We start from the raw sequence: 21,911 nt of genomic DNA, 5'->3' as shown, positions 1-21,911 counted from the left end.
TTGGGCTTCGTGAGGCACGAGCAGGTCCTGGACGCGCTGGGCGCGGCGATCGCGAACGGCTCCCTGGCGCCGGGCACCGTCTTGCGCTCCGAAGAGCTTCAGGAGCGCTTCGGCGCTTCGCGGACGGTCGCGCGCGAAGTCGTCCGCGTGCTCGAGACGATGCAGCTGACCAGCAGCAAGCGGCGGGTCGGCGTGATCGTCCGGGAACCGGCCGAGTGGAACCACTACGACCCGCGGCTGATCCGCTGGCAGCTCGACGGGCCCGCGCGCCCGGCGGCACTCGCGACGCTCAACGAGCTGCGCTCGGCGATCGAGCCGTGCGCGGCGCGGTACGCCGCCCTGCGCGCGACACCGGAGGAGCGTGGCCGGCTCGGCGCACTGGGCGAGCGGCTGGCCCGGACGGCGAAGGCCCGCGACCTCACCACGTTCCTCGGCTTCGACATCGCCTTCCACGACCTGCTGCTGACCGCGTCGCGGAACCCGATGTTCGCCCAGCTGTCCGAGGTCGTGGCGGAGGTGCTGACCGGGCGGACCGGGCACGGGCTGATGCCACCGGAGCCGCAGCCGGAGGCCGTGGCGCTGCACGCCGAGGTGGCCGCGGCGGTGGCCGAGGGGGACGCGGACCGGGCGGAGCGGGCGATGCGGGACATCGTCGTCCAGGCGCGCGAGGAGATCGCGGCACTGGTCGAGTAGCCTCGTCGGCGACGGGACTTTCTGCTGCCGGGGGGCATGGGTGAGCGCGGCGCGCGCGATCGGACTGGTGTTGGGTGTGGCGGCCGACGGCGCTCTCGGCGACCCGCGCCGTCGGCTGCCGGTGACGGCGTTCCGCCGTCTGGCGCACCGCCCGGGCTCGGGCGCGGCACTGGCCGCCGCCCTGGTCGCGGGCGGCGTGCTGCTCGAACGGGCCGGCCGCGGCCGCCCGCTGGTGCAGGCGTCGGCGACGGCGGTGTCGACGTGGGCGGTCCTCGGCGCGGCCGGGCTGGCGATGCAGGGCACGGAACTGGCCCGCGACCTCGAGGAGTGCCGCTTCGAACCGGCGCGCTCGACACTGTCCGAACTGGACCCCCGGGTGGCCGACGGGCTCGGCGCGATCGCGCTGTCCCGCGCCTCGGTGGAGACGCTGGCGGAGAACACGTCGGACGCGGTCGTCGCCCCGCTGGTGTGGGGCGCGGTGGCGGGCGTGCCGGGGCTGCTGGGCGCGCGGGCGGTGAGCCTGCTGCGCCGCGCCCGCGCGGGCGGCCGGGGCCACTGGGCGATCGACCGGCTCGACGAGCTGGTCCACCTGGTCCCGACCCGCGTGGCGGCGGCACTGACGGTGCTGGCGGCCCCGGTGGTGGGCGGCTCGGCGGGCGGCGCGTGGCGGGCGTGGCGCCGCGACACGATCGCCCACCCGAGCCCGAACGCGGGCCGCGTCGAGGCGGCGTTCGCGGGCGCGCTGGAGATCCGCGTCGGCGGCCGGACGGTGTACCCGCACGGGGTGGCGGAGCTGCCGGTGCTGGGCGTGGGCCGCAACCCGGACGCGGGCCACGTCACGCGGGCGGTCGAGCTGTCCCGGGTGGTGGGCTGGCTGGCCGGGGTGACTTCGGTGGTGCTGGCCGTGCTGACCGGTTTCCGGCGCCGCTTCCGCTGAAGCGCTGTAACTCCTCCCCGTATCGACGGGCGTAGCGACGCTTCACAACGAAACGGGAGGAATCCGTGCGGTACAAGCACATTGCGGCCGGCGTGGTCGCCGCGAGCCTGCTCACCCTCGGCGTGACCGGGAACGCCGAAGCCCAGGGCCGGCGCTGCGGCCCCACTTACGAGAAGGACGACGTCGGCACCCTCGGCACGTCGTGGACGCTGAAGTCCAAGCACGACGACGACGGCCCGGGCGGCTCGTTCGTCGTCGGCGAGGAGTTCGAGATCCACACGAACGTCGCCGGTCAGGTCTGGACGATCACCTTCGCCGACAACGGGCTGGTCTTCTTCACCGGCGACGACGTCTCGGCCACCACCGGGATCCGGGAGCAGCACCCGACGGCCAACCAGCCGGGCACCGTCCAGCACATGACCGCGCACGCGGTCAACCACACCACCGGGGAGACCATCGACGCCTTCTTGGACGTGCAACCGGTCGCGGCCTGCGGCGGCTGACGGGCGTCCCGGCGTGGCCGCGGCCACGCCGGGCGCCTACTGCTGCCGGCCGCTTTCGGCCAGTTCGTCCTCGGCCAGGATCTCGGCGACGGACTTGCGGCGCGTCGGCTCGGACGTCGCCAGCGCCCCGCCCGGCTTCAGCTCCCGCACGGTGAAGTACAGCCAGCCGAGCAGCGCCATCGCCCCGAAGGCGATCCACTGCAGCGCGTACGACAGGAACGGCCCCGAGTCGGTCTGCGGCAGCGGCAGCGCGCCCAGCACGCCGGGCTGGCCGGTGTCGAGCTGGAAGTACCCGGGCCGGATGTCGAGGTGCCCGGCCCGCGCGACCACCCGCGAGTCGACGACGTAGCTCTGCAGCTGCCCGCCGGTCGAGGCGTCGGCGAAGGCGTCGCGGTTCTTCGGGTCGGTCTCGTCGCTGCGCACCCGCGCGGTGACCTGCACGGTCCCCGGCGGCGGCGGCGCGAACGGCAGCGCGCCGGACTTGCTGTCGAGCCGCACGTACCCCCGGTCGATCAGGACGACCGTCCCGTCGGTGGTCCGCATCGGCGTCAGCACCTCGAAGGCACCCTCACCCTGGACGGTTCGCAGCCGCGCGACGACCTCCTTGTCCGGCAGGTACCGGCCGGTGATCGAGACGAGGTGCCATTCGGTCCGCTGATCGGGCGCGGAGCCGGGCGGCAGCAGCTGGGCGAGCGGCACGGGCGGCGCGGTGAACGACGCCTCCAGCGCGGCGTTCTGCTGCTCGCGCTCGGCGTTGCGGCTGAACTGCCAGGGGGAAAGCAGCGTGAAGCAGCAGATGGCGAAGGTGAACACCACCGCCGTCAGAGCCAGCCACCCGGGCCGGAGCAGGAACCGCAACCGCACCCCACCACGGTAGGCCGTGCCCCGCCCGGGCCGCCCGCCGGTGTGACTTTCAGCCGCGCGAACGGACCCACTCGAGCAGGCCGGGCACCGAGCGTTCGATCATGGCGAGGACGTCCTCGAAGCCGTCGTCACCGCCGTAGTAGGGGTCCGGGACCTCGGCGCCTTCGGGAGCCGACGGGTCGAACGACCGCAGCAGCCGCACCTTCGCGGGGTCGTCGACGCGCGAGCGCAGGAATTCGGCGTGCCCCGAGTCGGCGGCCAGCAGCAGGTCGGCGGCGAGGTCGTCATCCGACACCTCGGAGGCGACGTGCGCGGTGGGGTAGCCGTGCGCCTTCAACGTCGCCCGGGCGCGCTTGTCGGCGGGCTCCCCGACGTGCCACGGACCGGTGCCGGCGCTGGCGACGCGAACGGCGTCGGCCAGCCCGGCGTCTTCGAGCCGGGCACGGAACACCAGCTCGGCCATCGGGGAGCGGCAGATGTTGCCGGAGCAGACGAAGACCAGCTTCGGCACCTTTTCGTCCTTCACGCTCCGGAGCGTAACTGTGCCGGCTTGGCCACCTCACAGGCGCGGCAAGAGGGGCAAGATGGTCAAGCGCACCATTGTTCTCGCCCCGGCCGTCGTACATCGCCAAGAAGGTCCGCGAGAAGGCGGGCATCCCGAACTCCGACGGCAGCCAGGCCGAAACGGACCTGTGCGTGACGCCGAAGCAATTGCTCTCGGCCTACGCCTGCACCAGGCAGGTCGCCGTCGCCACCACGGCGAAGACGATGTGCGGCACGTCGTCAGCGTAACCACCGGGTTCACCCGGTCACCCGCTCGCTCGGCGGTACCCCGGGGCCGCGCCGGGCACTTAGCGTCGATCGCGCGAGGACGTGAACCGGAAGGAGAGCGATCATGCACGGATGCTGCTCGAAGTGCACTGGTCAGGGCTGCGGCTGCTGCGGCAACTGCAACTGACGCTCCACCGGCGCTCGCGGCGGCGGTGCCCCCCGCCGCCGGAGCGCCCTTAACGGGTGATGCAGGCCGCCCGGGCGGCTCCGGTCAGTGCCCGCGCGTGCAGGGCGTCGAAGTGGTGCACCACGTCCGCCACTCCCGCCGCCACCAGCTCGTGCGCCGGGCACGACCGGGCCGTGCGGGCCGGCCGCGTCGCCGCCAGTTCCGTCAGCAGGTCCGTGTTGAGGCGGTCGATCACCGGGCGGATCTCGCCCAGGTCCGGCCGCGTCCTGGGCGCCGAGGACGGGTGCGCGTCCCACCGCGCGTACAGCCCGCGCTGGACCAGCTTGTTCGCCTCGATCTGGGCGCGGAAGAAGCGCACCGCGTCCGCCGGGTCGAGGCCGAGACCCGGGGCACGTGCGGCCACCGAGTCGTAGATCTGCTGCTCGCGCGCCGGGTCGTCGATCGGTGACGGCGTGCCGTACTTCGCCGCCGCCACCTTGTCCGCGATGCGGACGCGCTGGGCCGCCAGGTCCGTCAGCCGCCACAGCGACGACCCCGAAGCCGAAGCCGGGACCGAGGCCAGGACCAGACCGGAGACCACCGCCAGGAGCACCACCAGTACCCGCATGGCCCGGCACCGTACATGCGAAGATCCCCCGGTGCCCGCCCTTTCCGAAATCATCACCGCCCTGGAGCAGGCCTACCCGCCCGCGCTCGCCGAGTCGTGGGACGCCGTCGGCCTCGTCTGCGGCGACCCCGCCGAGCCGGTCACGCGCGTGCTCTGCTGCGTCGACCCGGTCGCCGAGACCGTCGAGGAAGCCGAACAGCTCGGCGCGCAGCTGATCGTCGCGCACCACCCGCTGCTGCTGCGCGGCGTGCACGGCGTGCCCGCCGACACCGCCAAGGGCGCGCTGGTGCACCGCATGATCCGCGCGGGCATCGCCCTCTACTGCGCGCACACCAACGCCGACTCCGCCGACCCCGGCGTCTCGGACGCCCTCGCGCAGGCCATCGGGCTGCGCGTCACCGGCCCGCTGGCACCCCACGCCGACGGCGTCACCGGCATCGGCCGCCTCGGTGAACTGCCCGCGCCCGAGCCGTTCGCGACGTTCGTCCAGCGCGTCGCCGACGCCCTGCCCGCGACCGTGCCCGGCGTGCTCGGGGCCGGCGACCCGGACCGCCCGATCCGCACCGTCGCCGTGTCCGGCGGCGCCGGCGACTCCTACCTCACGCAGGCCACCGCGGCCGGCGTCGACGCCTTCGTCACCGCCGACCTGCGGCATCACCCCGCCGGTGAGCACCTCGCGCACCCCGGCCGGGTGCCCGCGCTGGTCGGGCTGACCCACTGGGCCAGCGAATGGCCGTGGTGCGCGCAGGCCTCGGCGGTCATCGGGCACGCGTTTGCGGGTAACGTCGACGTTCACGTGTCCACGCGGTGCACCGACCCGTGGACCGTCCGCGCCGAGCGCACATCGATTTAGAGGAGCACCGTGAAGGCCGAACCCGCCGTGCAGCGCCAGTTGCTCGAGCTCGCCAAGGTGGACGCCGAGCTCTCGCGCACCGCGCACCGCCGCCGCACCCTGCCCGAGCTGGCCGAGATCGACGCGGGGGAGAAGACCGTCCGCGAGCGCCGCGACGCGCTCGTGTCGGTCCAGACCGCCGCGTCCGATCTCGACCGCGAGATCGCCCGGCAGGAGAAGGAGATCGAGTCGGTCCGCGCCCGCGAGGACCGCGACCGCAAGCTCCTGGCGTCCGGCTCGGTGAACTCGAAGCAGATGACCGACATCGAGCACGAGCTGCAGTCGCTGGAACGCCGCCAGAGCGCGCTCGAAGACGACCTGCTGGAGCTGATGGAACAGCGTGAGGCCCTCGGCCTGGACGCCCAGCGCACCGGCGCCGAGGTCGACAAGGCCGAGGCCGAGGTCGCCGCCGCGATCGCCCGCCGCGACGAGGCGTTCAAGGACCTCGACACCACCCGCGCGCGCCGCGACGAAGACCGCGCGAAGCTGCTGCCGCGCTTCCCGGAACCGCTGCTCAAGCTGTACGAGCGGGTCCGCGAGCACAAGGGCATCGGGGCCGCGCTGCTGCGTGCCCGCCGCTGCGGCGCCTGCCAGCTGGAGCTGGACCGCAACACGATCAACGAGATCAAGGCCGCGCCGGAGGACGACGTCATCCAGTGCGAGAACTGCGGCGCGATCCTGGTCCGGACCCTGGAGTCGGGTCTGTGACCTCGCACGTCATCGTGGAAGCCGACGGCGGTTCCCGAGGTAACCCGGGCCCAGCCGGCTACGGCGCCGTGGTGCGCGACGCCGGCACGGGTGACGTCCTCGCCGAGCGCAAGGAAAGCCTCGGCGTCGTCACCAACAACGTCGCCGAATACCAGGGCCTGATCGCCGGGCTGACCGCCGCGGCCGAACTCGGAGCGTCCATTGTGGACGTCCGGATGGACTCGAAGCTCGTGGTCGAGCAGATGTCCGGGCGCTGGAAGATCAAGCACGCCGACATGCAGCCGCTGGCCGAGCGGGCCAAGGAGCTGGCCGCCGGGTTCTCGCGCGTCGCGTACGAGTGGATCCCGCGCGCGCAGAACGCCCACGCCGACCGGCTGGCGAACGAGGCCATGGACGCCGCCACCGGGAAGCCCGCCGCCGGCCGGCCCGGCACCGCCGCGAAAACCGGTGCCGCCGCCACGCCGAAGCTGCCGACCCGGCGCCCGGACCGCGCGACGACCGCGTGGACCGGCGCGCAGGGCACCCCGACCCGGCTGCTCCTGCTGCGCCACGGCCAGACGGAGATGTCGGCGCTGCGCCGCTACTCCGGCCGCGGCGACGTCCCGCTGACCGAGACCGGCCACGCGCAGGCCGCCGCGGCGGCGAAGCGGCTGGCCGCGATGGACGGCCTGGTCGTCGACGGCGAGGCCGTCCCGATCGTCTCCTCGCCGCTGACCCGCACGATGCAGACCGCCCAGGCCGTCGCCGACGCGCTCGGCGGCCGCGTCGAGACCCACCCCGGCCTCATCGAGACCGACTTCGGCGAGTGGGAGGGCCTGACGTTCGCCGAAGCGGCCGAGCGCGACCCCGAGCTGCACCGCGCGTGGCTGGGCGACAGCTCGGTGCCGCCACCCGGCGGGGAGAGCTTCGACGTCGTCCACCGGCGCGTCCGCAAGGCCCGCGACGAGCTGATCGCCGAGCACGGCGGCCGGACGTTGCTCCTGGTCAGCCACGTGACGCCGATCAAGACGCTGCTCCGGATGGGCCTCGACGCCGGCCCGCAGCTGCTGTTCCGGCTGCACCTGGACCTGGCGTCGCTGTCGATCGTCGAGTTCTACCCGGACGGGAACGCTTCGGTCCGGTTGGTCAACGACACCTCGCACCTGTCCTGACCGGCTGAAATGTGGGGTGGATCACGCTCAATGCCGACGCGTGGCCGCCCCCTGATGGGGTATTGGCTACAGTGTCTCGACCGCGTCGCCGCGGCGGCGGATCCGCCATCGGGTCCACTCAAGGGGGCGCCAGCTCGCGCGTATCCCACCGGCAGAAGCCTGCGGGCGGAACAGTGACGAGGACATGACGGCTAGCGCACTCACCGAGACTTCCCCCAGCGACCTCCCCGAGGACCCGGCACCCGCCACGACCGCGCGGGGCTGGGGCGCACGGCTGGCTCCGGTGCTGGCCGTGCTCGCCGGCGTCGCGGCCGTGGCCGGCCACGCGACCCGCTACGGCCACTGGATCGTCGACGACGCCGCCATCACCTTCTCCTACGCCCGCAGCTTCGCCGACGGCCTCGGCCCGGTGCTGCAGCCGGGCGCCCCGCCGGTCGAGGGCTTCTCCGACCCGACGTGGATGGTGCTGCTCGGCCTCGGCAAGCTCGTCGGCCTCTTCGACCACGGCACGCTCTTCGGCATCCCGGACTACGTCCTGTTCCCGAAGGCGCTGGGCCTGCTGTTCACCGCGGGCATCCTGACGGCGTGCCACATCGCGGCGAAGCAGATCTTCACGCGCTTCGCGTGGCTGGCGACGCTGATCGTCGGCCTGACGCTGGCGACGATCCCGTCGTTCGTGATCTGGGTCGTCTCCGGCCTGGAGAACTCGCTGTTCGCGTTCGCGGTGGTCACGCTGGCCGTGACGCTGTTCGTGGCGGTCCGCCGGGAGCGCCTGCTCACCCCGAAGGTCGCGTTGTGGTCCGGCGTGCTGGTCGCGTTCGCCGCGCTGACCCGCCCGGAAGGCCTGATCTACGCGGGCGCGTACCCGCTGGCCGCGCTGTTCCTGCTGCGCAAGGGCCTGTTCTGGAAGAGCTTCCGGCTGGCGCTGCTGTCGGTGGCGGCGTTCGCCGTGCCGTTCGGCGCGTACGTCGTCTGGCGGCACGCCGAGTTCGGCCGGCTGCTGGCCAACCCGTCGGTGGCCAAGCAGCAGGGCCTGCCCGGCTTCGACGCCGTGAAGCGGCCGTTCGAGCTGGCCGGCTACGCGGGCTGGGCCGGCGTGGTCGTGCTCGCCTTGGTCATCGGGTTCGCGCTGGTCAAGGCGCCGTGGCGGCGGTCGCTGGTCGCGTTGCTGGTGCCGCTGGCGCTGGGGATCACCGCGTACGGCGTGATGGTCGCCGACTGGATGTACCAGCACCGGTTCGCCAGCCCGGTGTGGCCGCTGGCCGTCATCGCGGGGACGTTGTCGGCGGGTGAGCTGCTGCGGCACCGGCGGGCGCTGCTGCGGGCCGGGATCGTGGTCGTGCTGGTGGCGGCGTTCGTCCCGTCGGCGGTCGGCTTCGCGGCCGCTGCGGACAAGTTCGCGAAGAACCCGAACATCACGGCGTGCCTGGTGGCGGACCGCTTCGGCCGCGGGTTCAACACGTACGCGGACATCCTGGGCATCCAGAAGGCGTCGCTGCTGCTGCCGGACCTCGGCGGCTCGTCGATGACCAGCCGGCTCGAGCTGGTCGACATGGCGGGCCTGGTCAACAAGCCGATCGCGGACCTCGTGCACGACAACGACCTGGCCGGCCTGCGCAACTACGTGTTCGACACGGTGAAGCCGACGTTCATCCACTCGTGGGGTCCCTGGGCGGCGGGCAACGGCATCGCGCTCGACCCGCGTCTCGACCGCGACTACGTGCTGATCTACTCGTCGCCGATCGAGGGCCTCCGCAACGGCGACTGGGTCCGCAAGGACGCGGTGACCGACCCGGCGAAGCTGAAGGCGGCGCAGGACTACGCGGCGAAGACGATCCCGGAGGTGGCGGCCGACCGCTTCGGCGGCCCGCTGGACGACTGCGGGCCGACGATGAAGCCGGGCCAGACGCTCAGGATGCCCAGCTGAGGCCCAGCCAGAGGGCGACGGTGGCCGCGGCCAGGCACAGCGGCGTCGTGAGCGCGCCGAGCGCGTGGAACGTCCGGGCCGAAGGCGGCTTCGGGAGCGTCCGGCGCCACAGCAGGGTGGCCAGCGAGCCGAGGTAGGTCGCGTTCGGGCCGATGTTGACGCCCAGCAGCACCGCCAGCAGGACGCCCGGCGCCGGGTGCGGGCCCAGCACGGACAGCAGGATCAGCGTCGCCGGCAGGTTGTTGACCAGGTTGGCCAGCAGCGCCGCCACCCCGGCCGCGACCAGCAGGTCGACCAGGCCCGTCGTCGACGGCAGGATGTCACGCAGCAGGCCGCCGAGAACGTGCTCGGACACGGCCTCGACCACGACGGCCAGCCCGAGCACGAACAGGCACAGCTGCGGCGCGGCCTCGCTGACCAGCTGCCACGGCTTGATCTTCCCCTGCGCGAGGGCGCGGACCCCGAGGATCAGCGCGGCCAGCGCGGCGATCCAGCCCGGCTCGACGTGGCCGAGCTGGCCGACGGCGAACCCGGCGAGCGTCAGGCCGAGGACGACCAGCGAGAACGTCGGCGTTTTGAGGTGCTGCCGCGGCTCGGCGGTTTCGCGCGGTTTCAGGTCGGCGGCGAAGAAGCGCAGGAAGACGACCAGCTCGATGGCCAGGGTGACCAGCCACGGCAGGGCCATCAGGGCGGTGAACCCGGCGAAGGTCAGCCCCGACGCGGCGAAGGCGAGCAGGTTGGTCAGGTTGGAGACGGGCAGCAGCGTCGACGCGGAGTTGGCCAGGTGGGCGCAGGCGTAGACGTGCGGCCGGGCGGGCAGTTCGAGGCCGGTCGCGGTCGCGAGGACGACGGGGGTGAGCAGGACGACGGTGGCGTCCAGGCTGAGGATCGCGGTGACCCCGGCGGCCGCGGCGAAGGTGAGGACGAGCAGCCGCCGCGGGCTGCCGTGACAGGCTTCGGCGAGCCGGTTGCCGAGCCAGGTGAAGACGCCGTCGACACTGGCCAAAAAGGACAAGAGGAGAATGGCGGCCAGAAAGCCCAGAGTGGGCAGGATCTCGACAGCCCGCTGCCCGGCGGCGGCGGGCGAAACGAGCCCGAGCAGCAGAGCGATTCCGGCAGCGGGAACGGCGGCGACGGCTTCCGGCCAGCCACGCGGCCGCACGATCGCGAAGAGGAGCACACCGGCCAGCAGCGCCAGGCTTCCCGCCCCAGCCCAGAAGTTCACGCACCCACGCTAATCGACGACTCCGGGCCGCCCGCGGGGCGCCCCCGCGGGCCGGGCCCGGCCGTCAAACTCCCAGTGGCTCCGGAGTGGCCGCCCCGCGGGCGAGGTCCTTCTCCTTCTCGCGGATCACCGGCAGCACGTGCTTGCCGAAGTACTCCACATCCTCGAGATAGTGCAGGAACCCGAGCAGCAACAGCGAGGCCCCGCGCTTCTTGTACTCGATCGCTCGCTCCGCGATCTGCTCCGGCGTGCCGATCAGCTTCGTGCGGAAGCCGTCGTTGTACTGCACCAGGTCCTCGAACTCCGAATCGGCCCACATACCCTTCGAGTCCGATGTGGACTTGCCGGCCTGTGCCACCGCCGCGCGGAATCCCTCGACCGCCTCGACGTTCGCCTTCTCGACGATCTCCTTCAGCACCGCCTTGGCTTCGCTCTCCGTCGACCGGGCGATCACGAACCCGTTCAGTCCGAATCGGACAGTCCGCTGGTTCGCGGCCGCGTAGCCGCGCACCTCCTCGACCTGCTCGGTGAACCCGTCGAAGTCCTTGCCGTTGCTGAAGTACCAGTCCGACACGGCGCCGGCGAGCTTGCGGGCCGCCGTCGAATTGCCGCCCTGGAAGATCTCCGGGTGCGGGGCCGCCACCGGCTTCGGCTTGATGTCGAAGTCGTGGATGCGGTAGAAGTCGCCGCGGAACTCCGCGTGGTCGTTCGTCCACAGCTCGCGCAGCACGCGGATGAACTCCTCCGACCGCCGGTACCGCTCGTCGTGCTCCAGCCACGGCTCACCCAGACCGGTGAACTCGCCCTTGAACCAGCCGCTCACCACGTTCACCGCCGCGCGGCCGCCCGAGATGACGTCGGCGCTGGCGATGAACTTCGCCAGCACGCCCGGGTGCCACAGTCCAGGATGGACGGCCGCGATCACCTTGAGCCGCTGCGTCGCGAGCAGCAGCGCCAGGCTGAACCCGGTCGACTCGTGCTGGTACGCGGCGCCGTAGCTGGCGGTGTAGCGCACTTGGGAAAGCGCATACTCGAAGCCGCTGTTCTCGGCGAGGACAGCCAGCTCCTTGTTGTACTCGTAACCCCAGTCCGTCCGCTGTTCGATGTCGGACGTGACGAGGCCACCGCTCACGTTCGGGACCCAGTAGGCGAATTTCAACGGCTCTTCGAGCGACATGGCCCGAGTAGAGCAACGACGGACCGGACGGTCAACGCGCGTCCGCACGGTGGGACTTGGCCAGCGCCCCACCGAGTTCCGCGCGTCCCGGAATGCCGAGCTTGCGGTACGCGCCCGACAGGTGCAGCTCCACCGTCCGCCGCGTCAGGTGCAGCGCCGTCGCGATCTCGCGGTTCGTCAGGCCCTGCGCGGCCATCACGGCGATCCGGTTTTCCTGCCGCGTCAAGCCGTGTTCGTTGTCCTTGGCGGGCGTCAGCGCCCGGCGCGCCGAACGCAGCTCCTCCGCCGCCCGCCGGGCCAGCGGACGCGCGCCGCAGTGCTCGCTCAGCTCGACCGCCTGCCGCAGCGTCTCGATCGCCTTCTCGGACTGCCCGTGCCGCGCGTGCAGCGTGCCCAGCTCGGTCAGCGCCGTCGCCAGCTGGAGCCGGGCCGGCGACGACCGCAGCGTCGTGATCGCCTTGTTCAGCGCCCGCTCGGCTTCGTCGTCCTCGCGGACCAGCCCGAGCGTCGTCAGCGCCGTGCCCAGCGGCCGCGGCGCGCCCCAGCGGGCCGACGCGGTGATGTCCTCCTCGGCCAGCCGCACCGCGTCGTCGGCCTGGCCGAGCGCCAGCGCCGCCCGCGCCGCGTGCGCGCGCCACGGCACGAACCCCGGGAACCGCATGCCGTGGTGCGCGAGCCGCCGCCCGCAGCTGAGCAGGTCCTCGAACCCGAACCGCGTGTACCCGGTCGCGACGCGCAGGCGGCCGCGCGCGTACAGCAGGTACGTGTGGGTGAACAGACCCTGGCTGGCCACGAAGTCCATCCGGTCGAGCAGCGACGTCGCCGCCTCGAACCGGCCCAGGTCGACCCAGCACTCGACGAGCTTCGCCGCGCACAGCACGCCGACCGGGCACGTCGTCGTCCCGCCACGCTCGTCGAACCGGCGCAGCAGCGACTCGAAGTGCACGCTCGCCCGCTGCAGGTCGCCGCTGGCCTGCAGGGCGATCCCGCGGGCCAGGGTGGGCAGCGCGCCGTGCGGCACGTGCACGTCCCACGGCTCCCGCTCGACGTCGAGGACCCGGCACAGCCGGTCGATGTGCGCCGGCTCGTCCGCGAGCACCGCGGTGGCGAGCGTGAAGAAGTAGTGCTGCTCGAAGAGATCGCCGTCGCCGCCGACCTGCTCCCGGGGGCTCCGGGTGGCGGAGTCCCCGGCCCGCGGCGGAGCCGCGGTGAGACTCAGCGCGTCCGCGAAGTGGCCGACGGCCTCCTGCGCCGATTCGCCGCTGCGGACGGCGTCCAGCGCCAGCAGCGCCGAACGGCTGCGCTGCGCGGCCGGGTCGGTCAGCGGCGCCCACTGCTCCTCGAAGTCGCGGAACTCCGGCGGCGGGCCGAGCCTGCTGCCGGCCTCGGCCAGGTAGGTCATGCACAGCAGCGGCCACACGGCGTCCGGGCCGCCGGCGTCGAGCCGCGCGGCGATCTGGCCCGCCGCGCTGATCGCGAGCCGGGCGTCCTGGCCGCCGCACAGCGACAGCAGCATCGCGGTGGCGATGAACGCCGCCGTCTCGCGGTTGCCGACCGTGTCGACGGCTTCCCGCACCCGCATCGCCGCGGCGGGCGGGTCGAGCTGGAACTCGGCGTGCGCGAGCTGCAGCAGCACGGCCACCCGGGCTCCGGACGTCAGCCGTTCCTCCAGCGCGCGCCGCAGGTAGGCCGCGGCCGGCTCGGGCCGTCCGGAGAACACGGCGTTGCGCGCGCTCAGCCGCAGCACGTCGACACCCCACGGGATCCGGATCGACGTGGCTTCGAGCAGGTGCGCGGCGACCCGTTCGGGCGGCGCGCCGGTCTCGGCCAGCAGTTTCGCCGCTCGCGCGTGGTTGACCGCCCGCGTGGTGCGCGGCATGTCCTTGAGGACGGAGTTGCGGGCGAACGAGTAGGTCAGCGCCGGGCGGTCGCTGTTGCTGAGCACGTGCAGCCGGACCATGGTGTCGATCGCCTGCAGCGCGTCGAGCTCGTCGACGCCGGCGAGCCGGGCCAGCAGGTCGAAGTCCGCGTCTTCGCCGAGGATCGCGGCCGCGTGCAGGATCGCCGGTGCGTGCGGGAACTCCTGCATCCGCGTGTGGAGCACCTGCCCGATCAGCGACGAGCCGAGCTCGTGCGGGTCCGCGCCCGGCAGCAGCCGCGGCCGCAGCGCCTGGAGCAGGTACGGGTTGCCGCCGGTCGCCTCGCGGCAGGCGGTGGCCAGCTCGCCCGGCGCGAGGCCGAGGATCTCCGCCGCGCCCGCGTCGCCGAGGCCGTTCAGGGTGATCGTCGCCGGAGTGCAGCCGGCCATCTCCAGCAGCGCGACCTCGTTGTGCGGCGGGTGGCCGATCAGGGACGTCAGGACGATCAGCACCGGCAGGTCGAGCACGCGGTGCCGGATGTAGGCGAGGCACCGCATGGACCAGGCGTCGGCGAGGTGGACGTTGTCGATGCCGAGGAACAGCGGACCTCGTCCGGTGGCCTCCCGGACGATCCGGAAGAAGAGGTCGAGCGCCTCGCTCTCACCGGCCGGCCCGCAGAGGTCGCCGGTGGGCGGGCGCGGGGTGCCGGGCACGGCGAGCGCATCGGCCAGCTGGCGGGCCACGCCACCGGCGAGGTGGCTTTCCAGGCGCGACCCGGTGGCGATCGCGACGGTGAAGCCGGCGTCCGCGGCCAGCGCGGCGGCGGCGTGCAGGGTGGCGGTCTTGCCCATGCCGAACTCGCCGACGAGCACGGCACTGGCGGCCCGCCCCCCGAGCGCGGCGGGGAACAGGCTGGTCAGGCGGCTGAGCTCGGGCTCGCGGCCGGGGAGCCGCGGGACGGGGCGCTTCGGTACCGAAGCCCCGCCGAGGGGGTGCTCGGGATTTACTTCGGTATCCACCGTAAGGACTTTCATGTTGGGTTGGGGCAGACTACTGGAAACCGGCCCGGCACGGGAGATCCCGCAGGTCAGAGCCGGTACCGGCCACGACGCGAGCAGGGGAGACGATGGACGCGAACCGGATCCTCGCGGTGGCCGCCCGCATCACCGCGACGGCCACGCCGACCACCACGACGGTGCCGGCCAGGCCGGAGACGAACGCCTTCCGGCGCCGCGCGGCCCCGGAATCGGGCAGCGGGTAGCCGGACCGGGGTTCGGTGCCGGGCGGGTGGTCGCCGGGTGCGGGACCGCCGGGAGCCCGATCGGAAGCGCCGGGAGCGGTAGGGCCGGAGCCATCGGGAGCCGACGGACCGGCAGTCGGGCCGGAGCCCCTGAGCGCGCCGGAGTTCGGGTGGGACCCGCCGGAGACCGGAGCGCCGGGAGCCGGGCCGGAACCACCGGAAGCCGGAGCGCCGGGAGCCGAGCGGGGACCACCGGAAGCCGGGAGACCGGCAGCCGGGCCGGAACCACCGGAAGCCGGAGCCGGCCGGGGGAGCCGGAGCGGGGGACCACCGGAAGCCCGGGAGCGAGCGGGACCCGGAGCCGGAGCCGGGCCGGAACCACCGGAAGCCGGAGCGCCGGGAGCCGAGCGGGGACCACCGGAAGCCGGGAGACCGGCAGCCGGGCCGGAACCACCGGAAGCGCCGGGGATCGGAGGACCGGAAGCCGCAGGGCCGGAGCCCGAGTCATCGGCAGCCGGGCCGGAACCACCGGGAGCCGACAGACCGGAACCACCCGCGGCCGGAGGATCGCCTCCGCCGGGCAGATACCCCAGCCGCACCGCCTGGTCCAACGCTCCGACCACCGGGTCGAACCCGCCCAGCAACTCCCGGCACCGGGCGCAACCGCCGAGATGGGCTTCGAACTCTTCCGGATCGTCGAGGACCCCCAGCCCGTAGGCCGCCGCGTCGCGGTGTTTCTCCCTCATCGCGCCGCCACTTCGCCGAGTGCCTTCCGCAATTGCCGCATCGCCGTGTACAGGCGCGATTTCACCGTTCCCTCGGGAATTCCCAGAATTGCCGCCGCCTGCCGGACGGTGTTTCCGGCCAGGTACGTCTCCACGATGACGGACTGATATTTCTCGTCGAGTTCCGACAATGCCCGGCTAATCGTTAGTGCGGCTAACGAACGGTCCGTGCGGTCGGCTGACTCGGCGTTTTCCGGGATCTCCAGAGCGACCTCCTGCGGGCGTACCCGGCGATTTCGCCAGCCGTCGATGACGATCCGCCGCGCCACCGTGAGCAGCCAGCCGCGCAGCATTCCCGGCTCGCGTTCGAGCGTGTCGGAGTGCTGCCACGCGCGGATCATGGTCTCCTGCACCACGTCCTCGGTCCACTGCCGGTCGTGGTTGGTCAGGGCCAGTACCTGCGTGAACAGCGTGGCGCGGAAGTCCTTGTACAGCAACGGGACGAGGTCGTCTCCCCGGTCGGGGCGCGGCCGCACGGCGGTGGCGGTGCACGCGGGGCCGACGTGGCCGCGACTTTCTCTGCCCAGTGCTTCCATAAAGCTCGCAACCTCACCTGACTGGCGGACCGTGGGGCCTTCGGAGCGTAGCGCAAAAGCACTTAATAGGCCATATGCATGAGTTTCCCGGCGGCCATTAGCCGTCATCGCTGTGACGACTTTCGAAGAATTTGTACTGTGATACAGGTCACAGTCACTAAAAGGTGACGGTGAGAACCGGATCACACCTTCTTCCCGTAACTCCCGGTGAGGACTCCTTCGCGAAGGGACAACGGGGATGCCGTTCCGATTCGTGGCCCTGATCGCCGCCGCGGCCGCGCTGCTGGCGGGCGTGGTCTTCCCCGCGTCCGCCGGTGAGCTGCAGCAAACCGACCGCACCTTGCTGACGCGCCTGAAGCAGCACACGCTCTGGGCCACGCCGGTCAGCAGGCTCGCCGCCGAGCGCGCGGCCGACCGGCGCGTCCGCGCGGTCGCCGGGCGCATCGCCGACGACCAGGCCCGCCTCGACGTCGCCCTGCGCGCGGTCGCCGACCGGCTCGCCGTCACCCTCCCGGCCGAGCCGAGCGAGCAGGAACGCGGCTGGGCGGACGGGATCGCCGCCGGCTCCGGCGACGCGTTCGACCGCGCCTACGTCAACCGCCTGCGCGCCGAGTACGGCACCCTCTTCGGGCTCGCCTCCGACGTCCGTGCGGGCACCCGCGACGACGACGTCCGCGCGTTCGCCCAGACCGCCGTCGACACCACGCTCGGCCACCTGACGCTGCTGGAGAGCACCGGGCTCGCCGAAACCACGTCCCTGCTCGTCTCCGCCACCGAGGACGACACCCTCGGCGGCGGAGACGTCGCCCTCGCCGCCGTCTTCGTGGCCCTCGCCGCCGTCGCCACGTTCGGCCTGCTCCGCCTGCTCGGAACCCCCGGCAGGACCTCGCCGCGCACCCGGAGGTAAGCCCCATGTCCCCGTCCGCCGCGCTGATCCCGGTGTCGCCGCACGACACCGGCATCGCCGAGGCCGCCGCCCTCTCCGGCCGCCTCGCCTACCTCTGCCTGTGCCTCACCCTGTGCTGGGGCGTGCTCGCCGCCACCGGCTGGATCCGCCGGTCCGCCGGCCAGGACGCGCTGCGCGGCGGGCACGTGCTGCTCGCCGCGTTCGCCCTCGCCACCGGAACCGTGCACGGGCTGACGTTCCTCTTCCTCGAGGACGACCCGTTCGGCGTCGCCGACCTGCTCGTCCCCTTCTACGACGGCACGCCGCGGCACGCGCTGGGCATCGCCGGGCTCGAGCTCGTCGTCGCGGTGTCCGTCACCGCGGCCCTGCGCCGCGGGGCCCGGGAAGGCCGCTGGCTCCGCTTCCACCAGGCCGGCTACCTCGCCGTCGGGCTGCTCGCCGGGCACGCCTGGCTGGGCGCCGTCTCGAGCGGGCACCTGGCGGTTGTCTGGCTCGCCGGGATCACGCTGCTGGTGCCGCCCGCGCTGCTGTCGGCGCTGCGGGTGCTGCCCGCGTCGGTCCTCGCGCGGGCCGGGCTGGTCGGACCGGCGTCCGAAGAGGCCGAGCCGGCGTTGCGCGTCGATGTCGACAGCCAGCGCTGTCATGCATACGGCGTCTGCCAGTCCGAGGCGCCGCAGGTCTTCCAGCTCGGCCACGACGGGCACCTGGCGTACGAGAAACGGCCGGAGGCCGGGGAAGCGCCGAACGTCCGCGCCGCCGCGCGCGCCTGTCCGATGAGAGCCATCCACCTGGTGGGAGCCACCCGATGAGCGAACGCATCGTCATCGCCGGAGCCGGACTGGCCGGCCTGCGCGCCGCCGAACGGCTGCGCGAGCTCGGGTTCGACGGCGAGGTCGTCGTCCTCGGCGCCGAACCCGACATCGCCTACCACCGGCCTGCCCTGTCCAAGCACCTGCTCACCGGCGCGGTCAGCCGCGCCGACACGCTGCTGGCCGACCCGCTCGAAGTCGACGCCGAGTGGTACTTCGACACGCCCGTCACCGGGCTCTCGCCGCACCGGCAGGTCGTCCACCTGCGCGACGAGGAACTGCGCTACGACGGCCTGATCATCGCCACCGGCGTCGAACCCCGCCGGCTGCCCGGCGCACCGCACGGCCACCCGCGGGTCGTCGTCGTCCGGACGCTGTCCGACACGACCGCGTTGCAGCGCGCCCTGGCCACCGGCGCCGGGCCGGTCGCGGTCGTCGGCGACGGCTTCATCGGCTGCGAAGTCGCGTCGAGCCTGCGCGAGATGAACCGCGACGTCATCCTCTTCGGCCGGGCGCGGCCGCTGATGGCCGACGTCCTCGGCCCGGACATCGGCGACTGGCTCACCGCGCTGCACACCGCCCGCGGCGTCCGGCTCGAGCTCGGCACCACGATCCGCCGGTGGCGGCCGGGACCCACCTCCGTCGGCCTCGAATTCGCCGACGGCCGGGCCGTCGACGTCGCGTGCGTCGTGGTCGCCGTCGGCAGCGTCCCGGCCGTCTCCTGGCTGCGCGGCGCGAAGCTGCCCCTCGACGACGGCGTCGTGTGCGGCCCCACCTGCCACGTCCTCGGCTCCGCGACGATCGTCGCCGCGGGCGACGTCGCCCGCTGGCCCAACCTGCGCTACGACCCGGCGCCGCAGCGCGACGAGCACTGGCTCAACGCGGTCGAGATGAGCCGGGCGGCCGCGGAGAACCTGCTGACCGGGCCGCAGGGATCGCCGCCGTACACGCCGGTGCCGCGCTACTGGTCCGAGCAGCACGGCGTCCGGATCCAGGTCGCCGGACGGCCGATGCTCGGCACCGACACGGTCCTGCTGGAGTCCCCGGTGCCCGGCACGCGCCCGATCACCGGGTTCGTGCGCGGCGGCAGATTGATCGGACTGGTCGGCCTCGACAGCCCGGCGGCCGTGCTGCACTGGACGGCCGAGCTCGCCCGCCAGCACCCGGCCCCGCCGTCCGGCCCGCCGCCGGAACCACGCCACCCGCGCCACCACAGCCGGGCCGCGGCCGGGCACTGAGCGCCTGGGCTACCATCTGCTGCGCGGACGAGCAGGCAGGGCGGTCGCGAGCCGGGGAGACCCGGCCCGAGGAAAGTCCGGACTCCGCAGGGCAGGGTGGTTGCTAACGGCAACCCGGGGTGACCCGCGGGAAAGTGCCACAGAAAACAGACCGCCACGGTCCGCGAGGACCGGGGTAAGGGTGAAACGGTGGTGTAAGAGACCACCAGCGTCCCGGGTGACCGGGGCGGCTGGGTAAACCCCACCCGGAGCAAGGCCAAGAGGGAGCCCCCGGGCTCCTGCGCAGGCGTTCGAGGACGGCCCGTCCGAGCCTGCGGGTAGGCCGCTGGAGCCTGCCGGCGACGGCAGGCCGAGATGGATGACCGCCGCCCCGCGAGCCGCAAGGCGACCGGGGAACAGGATCCGGCTTACATGCCCGCTCGTCCGCCTCCACCGTCCGGTGTCCGGAGGGTCGGTCGGTGTACCCAGGTCGGCCCGTGTGCCCGGACAGTCGGCACACCGGCCGAGCCGCCGGGGACGCGGGCCGACTCTTTGGATGTGAGCCGACCTGCCTGGCGCGCGAACCGGCCCCTCCGGCACGTGAGCCGAGCCGCCGCGGCAGCGAACCGGCCCTCCGGCACGTGAGCCGAGCCGCCGGAGGCGCGGGCGACCTGCCTGGCGCGCGAACCGGCCCTCCGGTGCGCGAGCCGACCCGCCGCGGCCGCGGGCCGACCTGCCTGGCGCGCGAACCGGCCCTCCGGCGCGCGAGCCGACCCGCCGCGGCCGCGGGCCGACCTTCGGAGCGTTCCCCGCGGGGTTACCCGGTAGTAGGGTGCCGCTATGGCGGGTGACGAACAGCGGTTCAAGTCGGCTTTCGATTCCTTGCACGCCCTCGCGTACTTCGCGCCCGAGGTCGATGCCGCGCTCACCGGCGCCGGGCTGCGGCCCGGGCGGATGCCCTACTTCGCCGGGCGGTCCGCGGCCATGGGAGCCGTCGGGCCCGAGGTCGTCGCCGCCACCTTCTACAACTTCAACCCCGAGGTCGTCGCCCGCGTGATCCCGCGCGCCTGGACCCTCGCGACGCCGCAGCAGGTCCTCGACGCCCGCCTGGACGGGGTCGGCAAGGCGCTGACCCGCCTGCTCGGCGACCACGTCAAGAGCGACGAGGTCGCCGAAGCCGCCGAGCTGGCGCGCGAAGCCGCCGCCGGGTGCACCGGCGAAGGCCGTCCGCTCTATGCCGCGCACGCCGGGCTGCCCTGGCCGCGCGAGCCACACCTCGTCCTCTGGCACGCCGTCACGCTGCTGCGCGAGTACCGCGGCGACGGCCACATCGCCGCACTGGTGCTCAACGGCCTCAGCGGCCTCGAAGCCCTGGTCACGCACGTCGCGACCGGGCGCGGGTTCGTCACCGCCGCGGCCAAGCTCACGCGCGGCTGGAGCGACGAGCAGTGGGCGGCCGCCGAAGCCCGGCTCGCCGGCCGCGGCCTCCTCGACGCCGACGGCGCGCTCACCGCCGAGGGCGAGGCCGTCCGCGACCGCGTCGAGGTCGCGACCGAGGCCGCCGCGCGCGGCCCGTGGGACCACCTCGGGCCCGAGAAGACGGCCCGGCTCGAGCAGCTGGGTCGCGACCTCAGCGCGCGGGTCGTCGCGGCCGGAGCCTTCCCGGACGGCGTTTTCGCCCTCCGGCGCCCCTGACGGCTGATTTCAAGATCACGCTATGTAGTGAAATGCGCGTGAGCTTTGCGCCCCCGGTGACGGACCGCGGACGTCGTCAAGATCGACATGGCGGTGGACCGGCCGATCGGCGGTCACCGACCGGACTCGCGCGACGGGGCCGATCGGGTCATGTCACACTGTCCGGGGCCGCACAACGGCCTCGGAGCCAGTACCCACAGTGAGCAAATCCCGGGCAATGGGGTGAGTTCGTCAGCACACTGAGAAGTATGGGTGCCCGGGCTTTAACCCGAGGGCCCTTGCCGCGATGATGGTGGGCGTGGAGTTTTCGTGTGCCGTGCGCGCCACACCGGTTGACAAGCCAGCCGTCGTCTACACAGCGCGCTTTGACCACTACCCCTCGTAGCCTCCATGATGTTGTTCGAAGCACCGCCTGAGCCAGAACCGCGCGGGCCCCACCGCGCACCGGGAGTATCGCGATGACGACCTTGACCACCCTCGACACGCTGGCGGCCGGCGGCCAGCTGGGCACCGGAAACGTGCGCCAGTGGCTGCTCGACAACATCATCCCCCTGGTGCTGCTGTCCGTCGCCCTCCTGCTCCTCTGGCTGGGCGGTGGCAAGGGCGACAACGCGGGCGTCATGCGGCGCCTGGCCGGCGTGGTCATCGCGCTCGCGATCATCGGACTGGCCGTCAGCGGCGCCGGCGTGAACGTGGGCCAGTGGATCGCCGGCCTGTTCACCGGCTGAGGCGGACGGCGTGCGCATCAGGACTGATGACGAGGTCTACCGGGTCGACGCCGTCTGGCTCGGCCCGCCGAAAGCGACTTTTCCCTGGCGAGCCCGTTACGTCGCGTGGCTCATCGGCATCCCGGCGTTCTTCGTCGTGCTCGGCATCGAGCGCTGGGCGGGGTGGAGCTTCGGGTTCTTCTCGACGGCGTGGGCGTTCGTCGCCACCATCGTGATCACCCGGCTGCTCACGGCCAAGATCAGTCACGAGCGCCCGCTGGGCACCGTCGTGGCGATGGCCGGGCGCGAGCTGAACACCCCCAGAGAGGTGACCACGGGCACCGGCGGCGCCGTCAGCGCCAGCCGGGTCCGGGTACGGGCCGAGCGCCCCCTGCCGAAGCACAAGCGGAGGCGGCAGTACCAGCACCACGGCGGCCCGCCGGGTGCCGGGGTCGTCCAGGGAACACCACGAGCGCGCCGGGGCCGCAGCGCGGCCCGGGCCGGGAGGTAGTCG

22 protein-coding genes and 1 other RNA gene are annotated in these 21,911 nt (G+C 73.1%); 16 read left to right on the top strand and 7 right to left on the bottom strand.

Annotated elements, in window-relative coordinates; all coding sequences use genetic code 11:
• Nucleotides 1-9: 9 nt before the first annotated feature.
• From BT341_RS42795 to BT341_RS42785, 3 genes are all read left to right on the top strand, one after another.
• On the top strand, nt 10-693 hold the full coding sequence (locus BT341_RS42795) for a FadR/GntR family transcriptional regulator (protein WP_072482493.1): 684 nt from the start codon (nt 10-12) through the stop codon (nt 691-693).
• 40 nt (nt 694-733) lie between these two features.
• Entirely contained in the window at nt 734-1,630 is an 897-nt protein-coding gene (locus BT341_RS42790) for a cobalamin biosynthesis protein CobD/CbiB (RefSeq protein ID WP_072481629.1), read from the top strand.
• A gap of 65 nt (nt 1,631-1,695) precedes the next feature.
• Complete coding sequence (locus BT341_RS42785; RefSeq protein ID WP_072481628.1) at nt 1,696-2,133, top strand: hypothetical protein; 438 nt, start codon at nt 1,696-1,698, stop codon at nt 2,131-2,133.
• A gap of 36 nt (nt 2,134-2,169) precedes the next feature.
• Here the strand turns inward: BT341_RS42785 and BT341_RS42780 are convergent, their stop codons facing one another.
• Nucleotides 2,170-2,997, bottom strand: a complete 828-nt coding sequence (locus BT341_RS42780) for an SURF1 family cytochrome oxidase biogenesis protein (protein ID WP_072481627.1) — start codon at nt 2,995-2,997, stop codon at nt 2,170-2,172.
• Between the two features lie 49 nt (nt 2,998-3,046).
• Nucleotides 3,047-3,508: a low molecular weight protein-tyrosine-phosphatase gene (locus BT341_RS42775; RefSeq protein WP_072482492.1), complete on the bottom strand. Its 462-nt coding sequence runs from the start codon at nt 3,506-3,508 to the stop codon at nt 3,047-3,049.
• 89 nt (nt 3,509-3,597) lie between these two features.
• Here BT341_RS42775 and BT341_RS42770 point away from each other — a divergent pair, with 89 nt between their 5' ends.
• Entirely contained in the window at nt 3,598-3,789 is a 192-nt protein-coding gene (locus tag BT341_RS42770) for a hypothetical protein (RefSeq protein WP_072481626.1), read from the top strand.
• 215 nt (nt 3,790-4,004) lie between these two features.
• Here the strand turns inward: BT341_RS42770 and BT341_RS42765 are convergent, their stop codons facing one another.
• Complete coding sequence (locus BT341_RS42765; RefSeq protein WP_072481625.1) at nt 4,005-4,562, bottom strand: chorismate mutase; 558 nt, start codon at nt 4,560-4,562, stop codon at nt 4,005-4,007.
• 31 nt (nt 4,563-4,593) lie between these two features.
• Here BT341_RS42765 and BT341_RS42760 point away from each other — a divergent pair, with 31 nt between their 5' ends.
• The 4 genes from BT341_RS42760 to BT341_RS42745 all read left to right on the top strand — a co-directional run bounded on the left by BT341_RS42760 (nt 4,594) and on the right by BT341_RS42745 (nt 9,240).
• Complete coding sequence (locus tag BT341_RS42760) at nt 4,594-5,415, top strand: Nif3-like dinuclear metal center hexameric protein (protein ID WP_072481624.1); 822 nt, start codon at nt 4,594-4,596, stop codon at nt 5,413-5,415.
• A gap of 9 nt (nt 5,416-5,424) precedes the next feature.
• The gene (locus tag BT341_RS42755) at nt 5,425-6,162 is read left to right on the top strand and encodes a zinc ribbon domain-containing protein (RefSeq protein WP_072481623.1); all 738 of its coding nucleotides are present in this window, start codon (nt 5,425-5,427) and stop codon (nt 6,160-6,162) included.
• Entirely contained in the window at nt 6,159-7,313 is a 1,155-nt protein-coding gene (locus tag BT341_RS42750) for a bifunctional RNase H/acid phosphatase (RefSeq protein ID WP_072481622.1), read from the top strand. The genes BT341_RS42755 and BT341_RS42750 overlap by 4 nt, the downstream gene beginning before the upstream one ends.
• Nucleotides 7,314-7,497: 184 nt before the next feature.
• On the top strand, nt 7,498-9,240 hold the full coding sequence (locus BT341_RS42745; protein WP_072481621.1) for a hypothetical protein: 1,743 nt from the start codon (nt 7,498-7,500) through the stop codon (nt 9,238-9,240).
• Here BT341_RS42745 and BT341_RS42740 read toward each other — a convergent pair.
• The 3 genes from BT341_RS42740 to BT341_RS42730 form a co-directional block, all read right to left on the bottom strand.
• Entirely contained in the window at nt 9,224-10,465 is a 1,242-nt protein-coding gene (locus BT341_RS42740) for an SLC13 family permease (RefSeq protein ID WP_072481620.1), read from the bottom strand. The two genes, BT341_RS42745 and BT341_RS42740, sit on opposite strands and share 17 nt — an antisense overlap.
• A 64-nt stretch (nt 10,466-10,529) precedes the next feature.
• Nucleotides 10,530-11,642: a dimethylsulfone monooxygenase SfnG gene (gene sfnG, locus BT341_RS42735; protein WP_072481619.1), complete on the bottom strand. Its 1,113-nt coding sequence runs from the start codon at nt 11,640-11,642 to the stop codon at nt 10,530-10,532.
• Between the two features lie 31 nt (nt 11,643-11,673).
• On the bottom strand, nt 11,674-14,520 hold the full coding sequence (locus BT341_RS42730) for a helix-turn-helix transcriptional regulator (RefSeq protein WP_072481618.1): 2,847 nt from the start codon (nt 14,518-14,520) through the stop codon (nt 11,674-11,676).
• A gap of 107 nt (nt 14,521-14,627) precedes the next feature.
• Between BT341_RS42730 and BT341_RS47585 the strand changes: the two genes are divergently transcribed.
• On the top strand, nt 14,628-14,762 hold the full coding sequence (locus BT341_RS47585; RefSeq protein ID WP_281256033.1) for a hypothetical protein: 135 nt from the start codon (nt 14,628-14,630) through the stop codon (nt 14,760-14,762).
• A gap of 721 nt (nt 14,763-15,483) precedes the next feature.
• Here BT341_RS47585 and BT341_RS42725 read toward each other — a convergent pair.
• Nucleotides 15,484-16,062: a sigma-70 family RNA polymerase sigma factor gene (locus BT341_RS42725; RefSeq protein WP_072481617.1), complete on the bottom strand. Its 579-nt coding sequence runs from the start codon at nt 16,060-16,062 to the stop codon at nt 15,484-15,486.
• Nucleotides 16,063-16,300: 238 nt separating this feature from the next.
• Between BT341_RS42725 and BT341_RS42720 the strand changes: the two genes are divergently transcribed.
• The 7 genes from BT341_RS42720 to BT341_RS42690 all read left to right on the top strand — a co-directional run bounded on the left by BT341_RS42720 (nt 16,301) and on the right by BT341_RS42690 (nt 21,908).
• On the top strand, nt 16,301-16,969 hold the full coding sequence (locus BT341_RS42720; RefSeq protein WP_072481616.1) for a DUF4142 domain-containing protein: 669 nt from the start codon (nt 16,301-16,303) through the stop codon (nt 16,967-16,969).
• Between the two features lie 5 nt (nt 16,970-16,974).
• Nucleotides 16,975-17,778 carry a ferredoxin gene (locus tag BT341_RS42715; RefSeq protein WP_072481615.1) on the top strand — a complete coding sequence of 268 codons (804 nt, stop codon included), beginning with the start codon at nt 16,975-16,977 and terminating at the stop codon, nt 17,776-17,778.
• Nucleotides 17,775-19,016 (top strand): NAD(P)/FAD-dependent oxidoreductase, encoded by a 1,242-nt coding sequence (locus tag BT341_RS42710; protein ID WP_072481614.1) that lies wholly within the window; start codon nt 17,775-17,777, stop codon nt 19,014-19,016. Before BT341_RS42715 ends, BT341_RS42710 begins: the two co-directional genes overlap by 4 nt.
• Before the next feature lie 28 nt (nt 19,017-19,044).
• An RNA gene (gene rnpB / locus BT341_RS42705) (RNase P RNA component class A) lies at nt 19,045-19,442 on the top strand.
• A gap of 393 nt (nt 19,443-19,835) precedes the next feature.
• Nucleotides 19,836-20,690, top strand: coding sequence for an SCO6745 family protein (locus tag BT341_RS42700; RefSeq protein WP_072481613.1), 855 nt, complete (start codon nt 19,836-19,838; stop codon nt 20,688-20,690).
• A 458-nt stretch (nt 20,691-21,148) separates the two neighbouring features.
• On the top strand, nt 21,149-21,418 hold the full coding sequence (locus BT341_RS42695) for a hypothetical protein (RefSeq protein WP_072481612.1): 270 nt from the start codon (nt 21,149-21,151) through the stop codon (nt 21,416-21,418).
• Between the two features lie 10 nt (nt 21,419-21,428).
• A complete protein-coding gene (locus BT341_RS42690) occupies nt 21,429-21,908 on the top strand; it encodes a hypothetical protein (RefSeq protein ID WP_072481611.1) in 480 nt (159 codons plus the stop codon).
• The last annotated feature ends 3 nt before the right edge of the window (nt 21,909-21,911 follow it).

The sequence above is a fragment of the Amycolatopsis australiensis genome (genome assembly GCF_900119165.1).
GTDB classification, from domain to species: Bacteria; Actinomycetota; Actinomycetes; order Mycobacteriales; family Pseudonocardiaceae; genus Amycolatopsis; species Amycolatopsis australiensis.
Note: the sequence above shows the minus strand (reverse complement) of the source record. Positions and strands in the feature narration are given on the sequence as shown.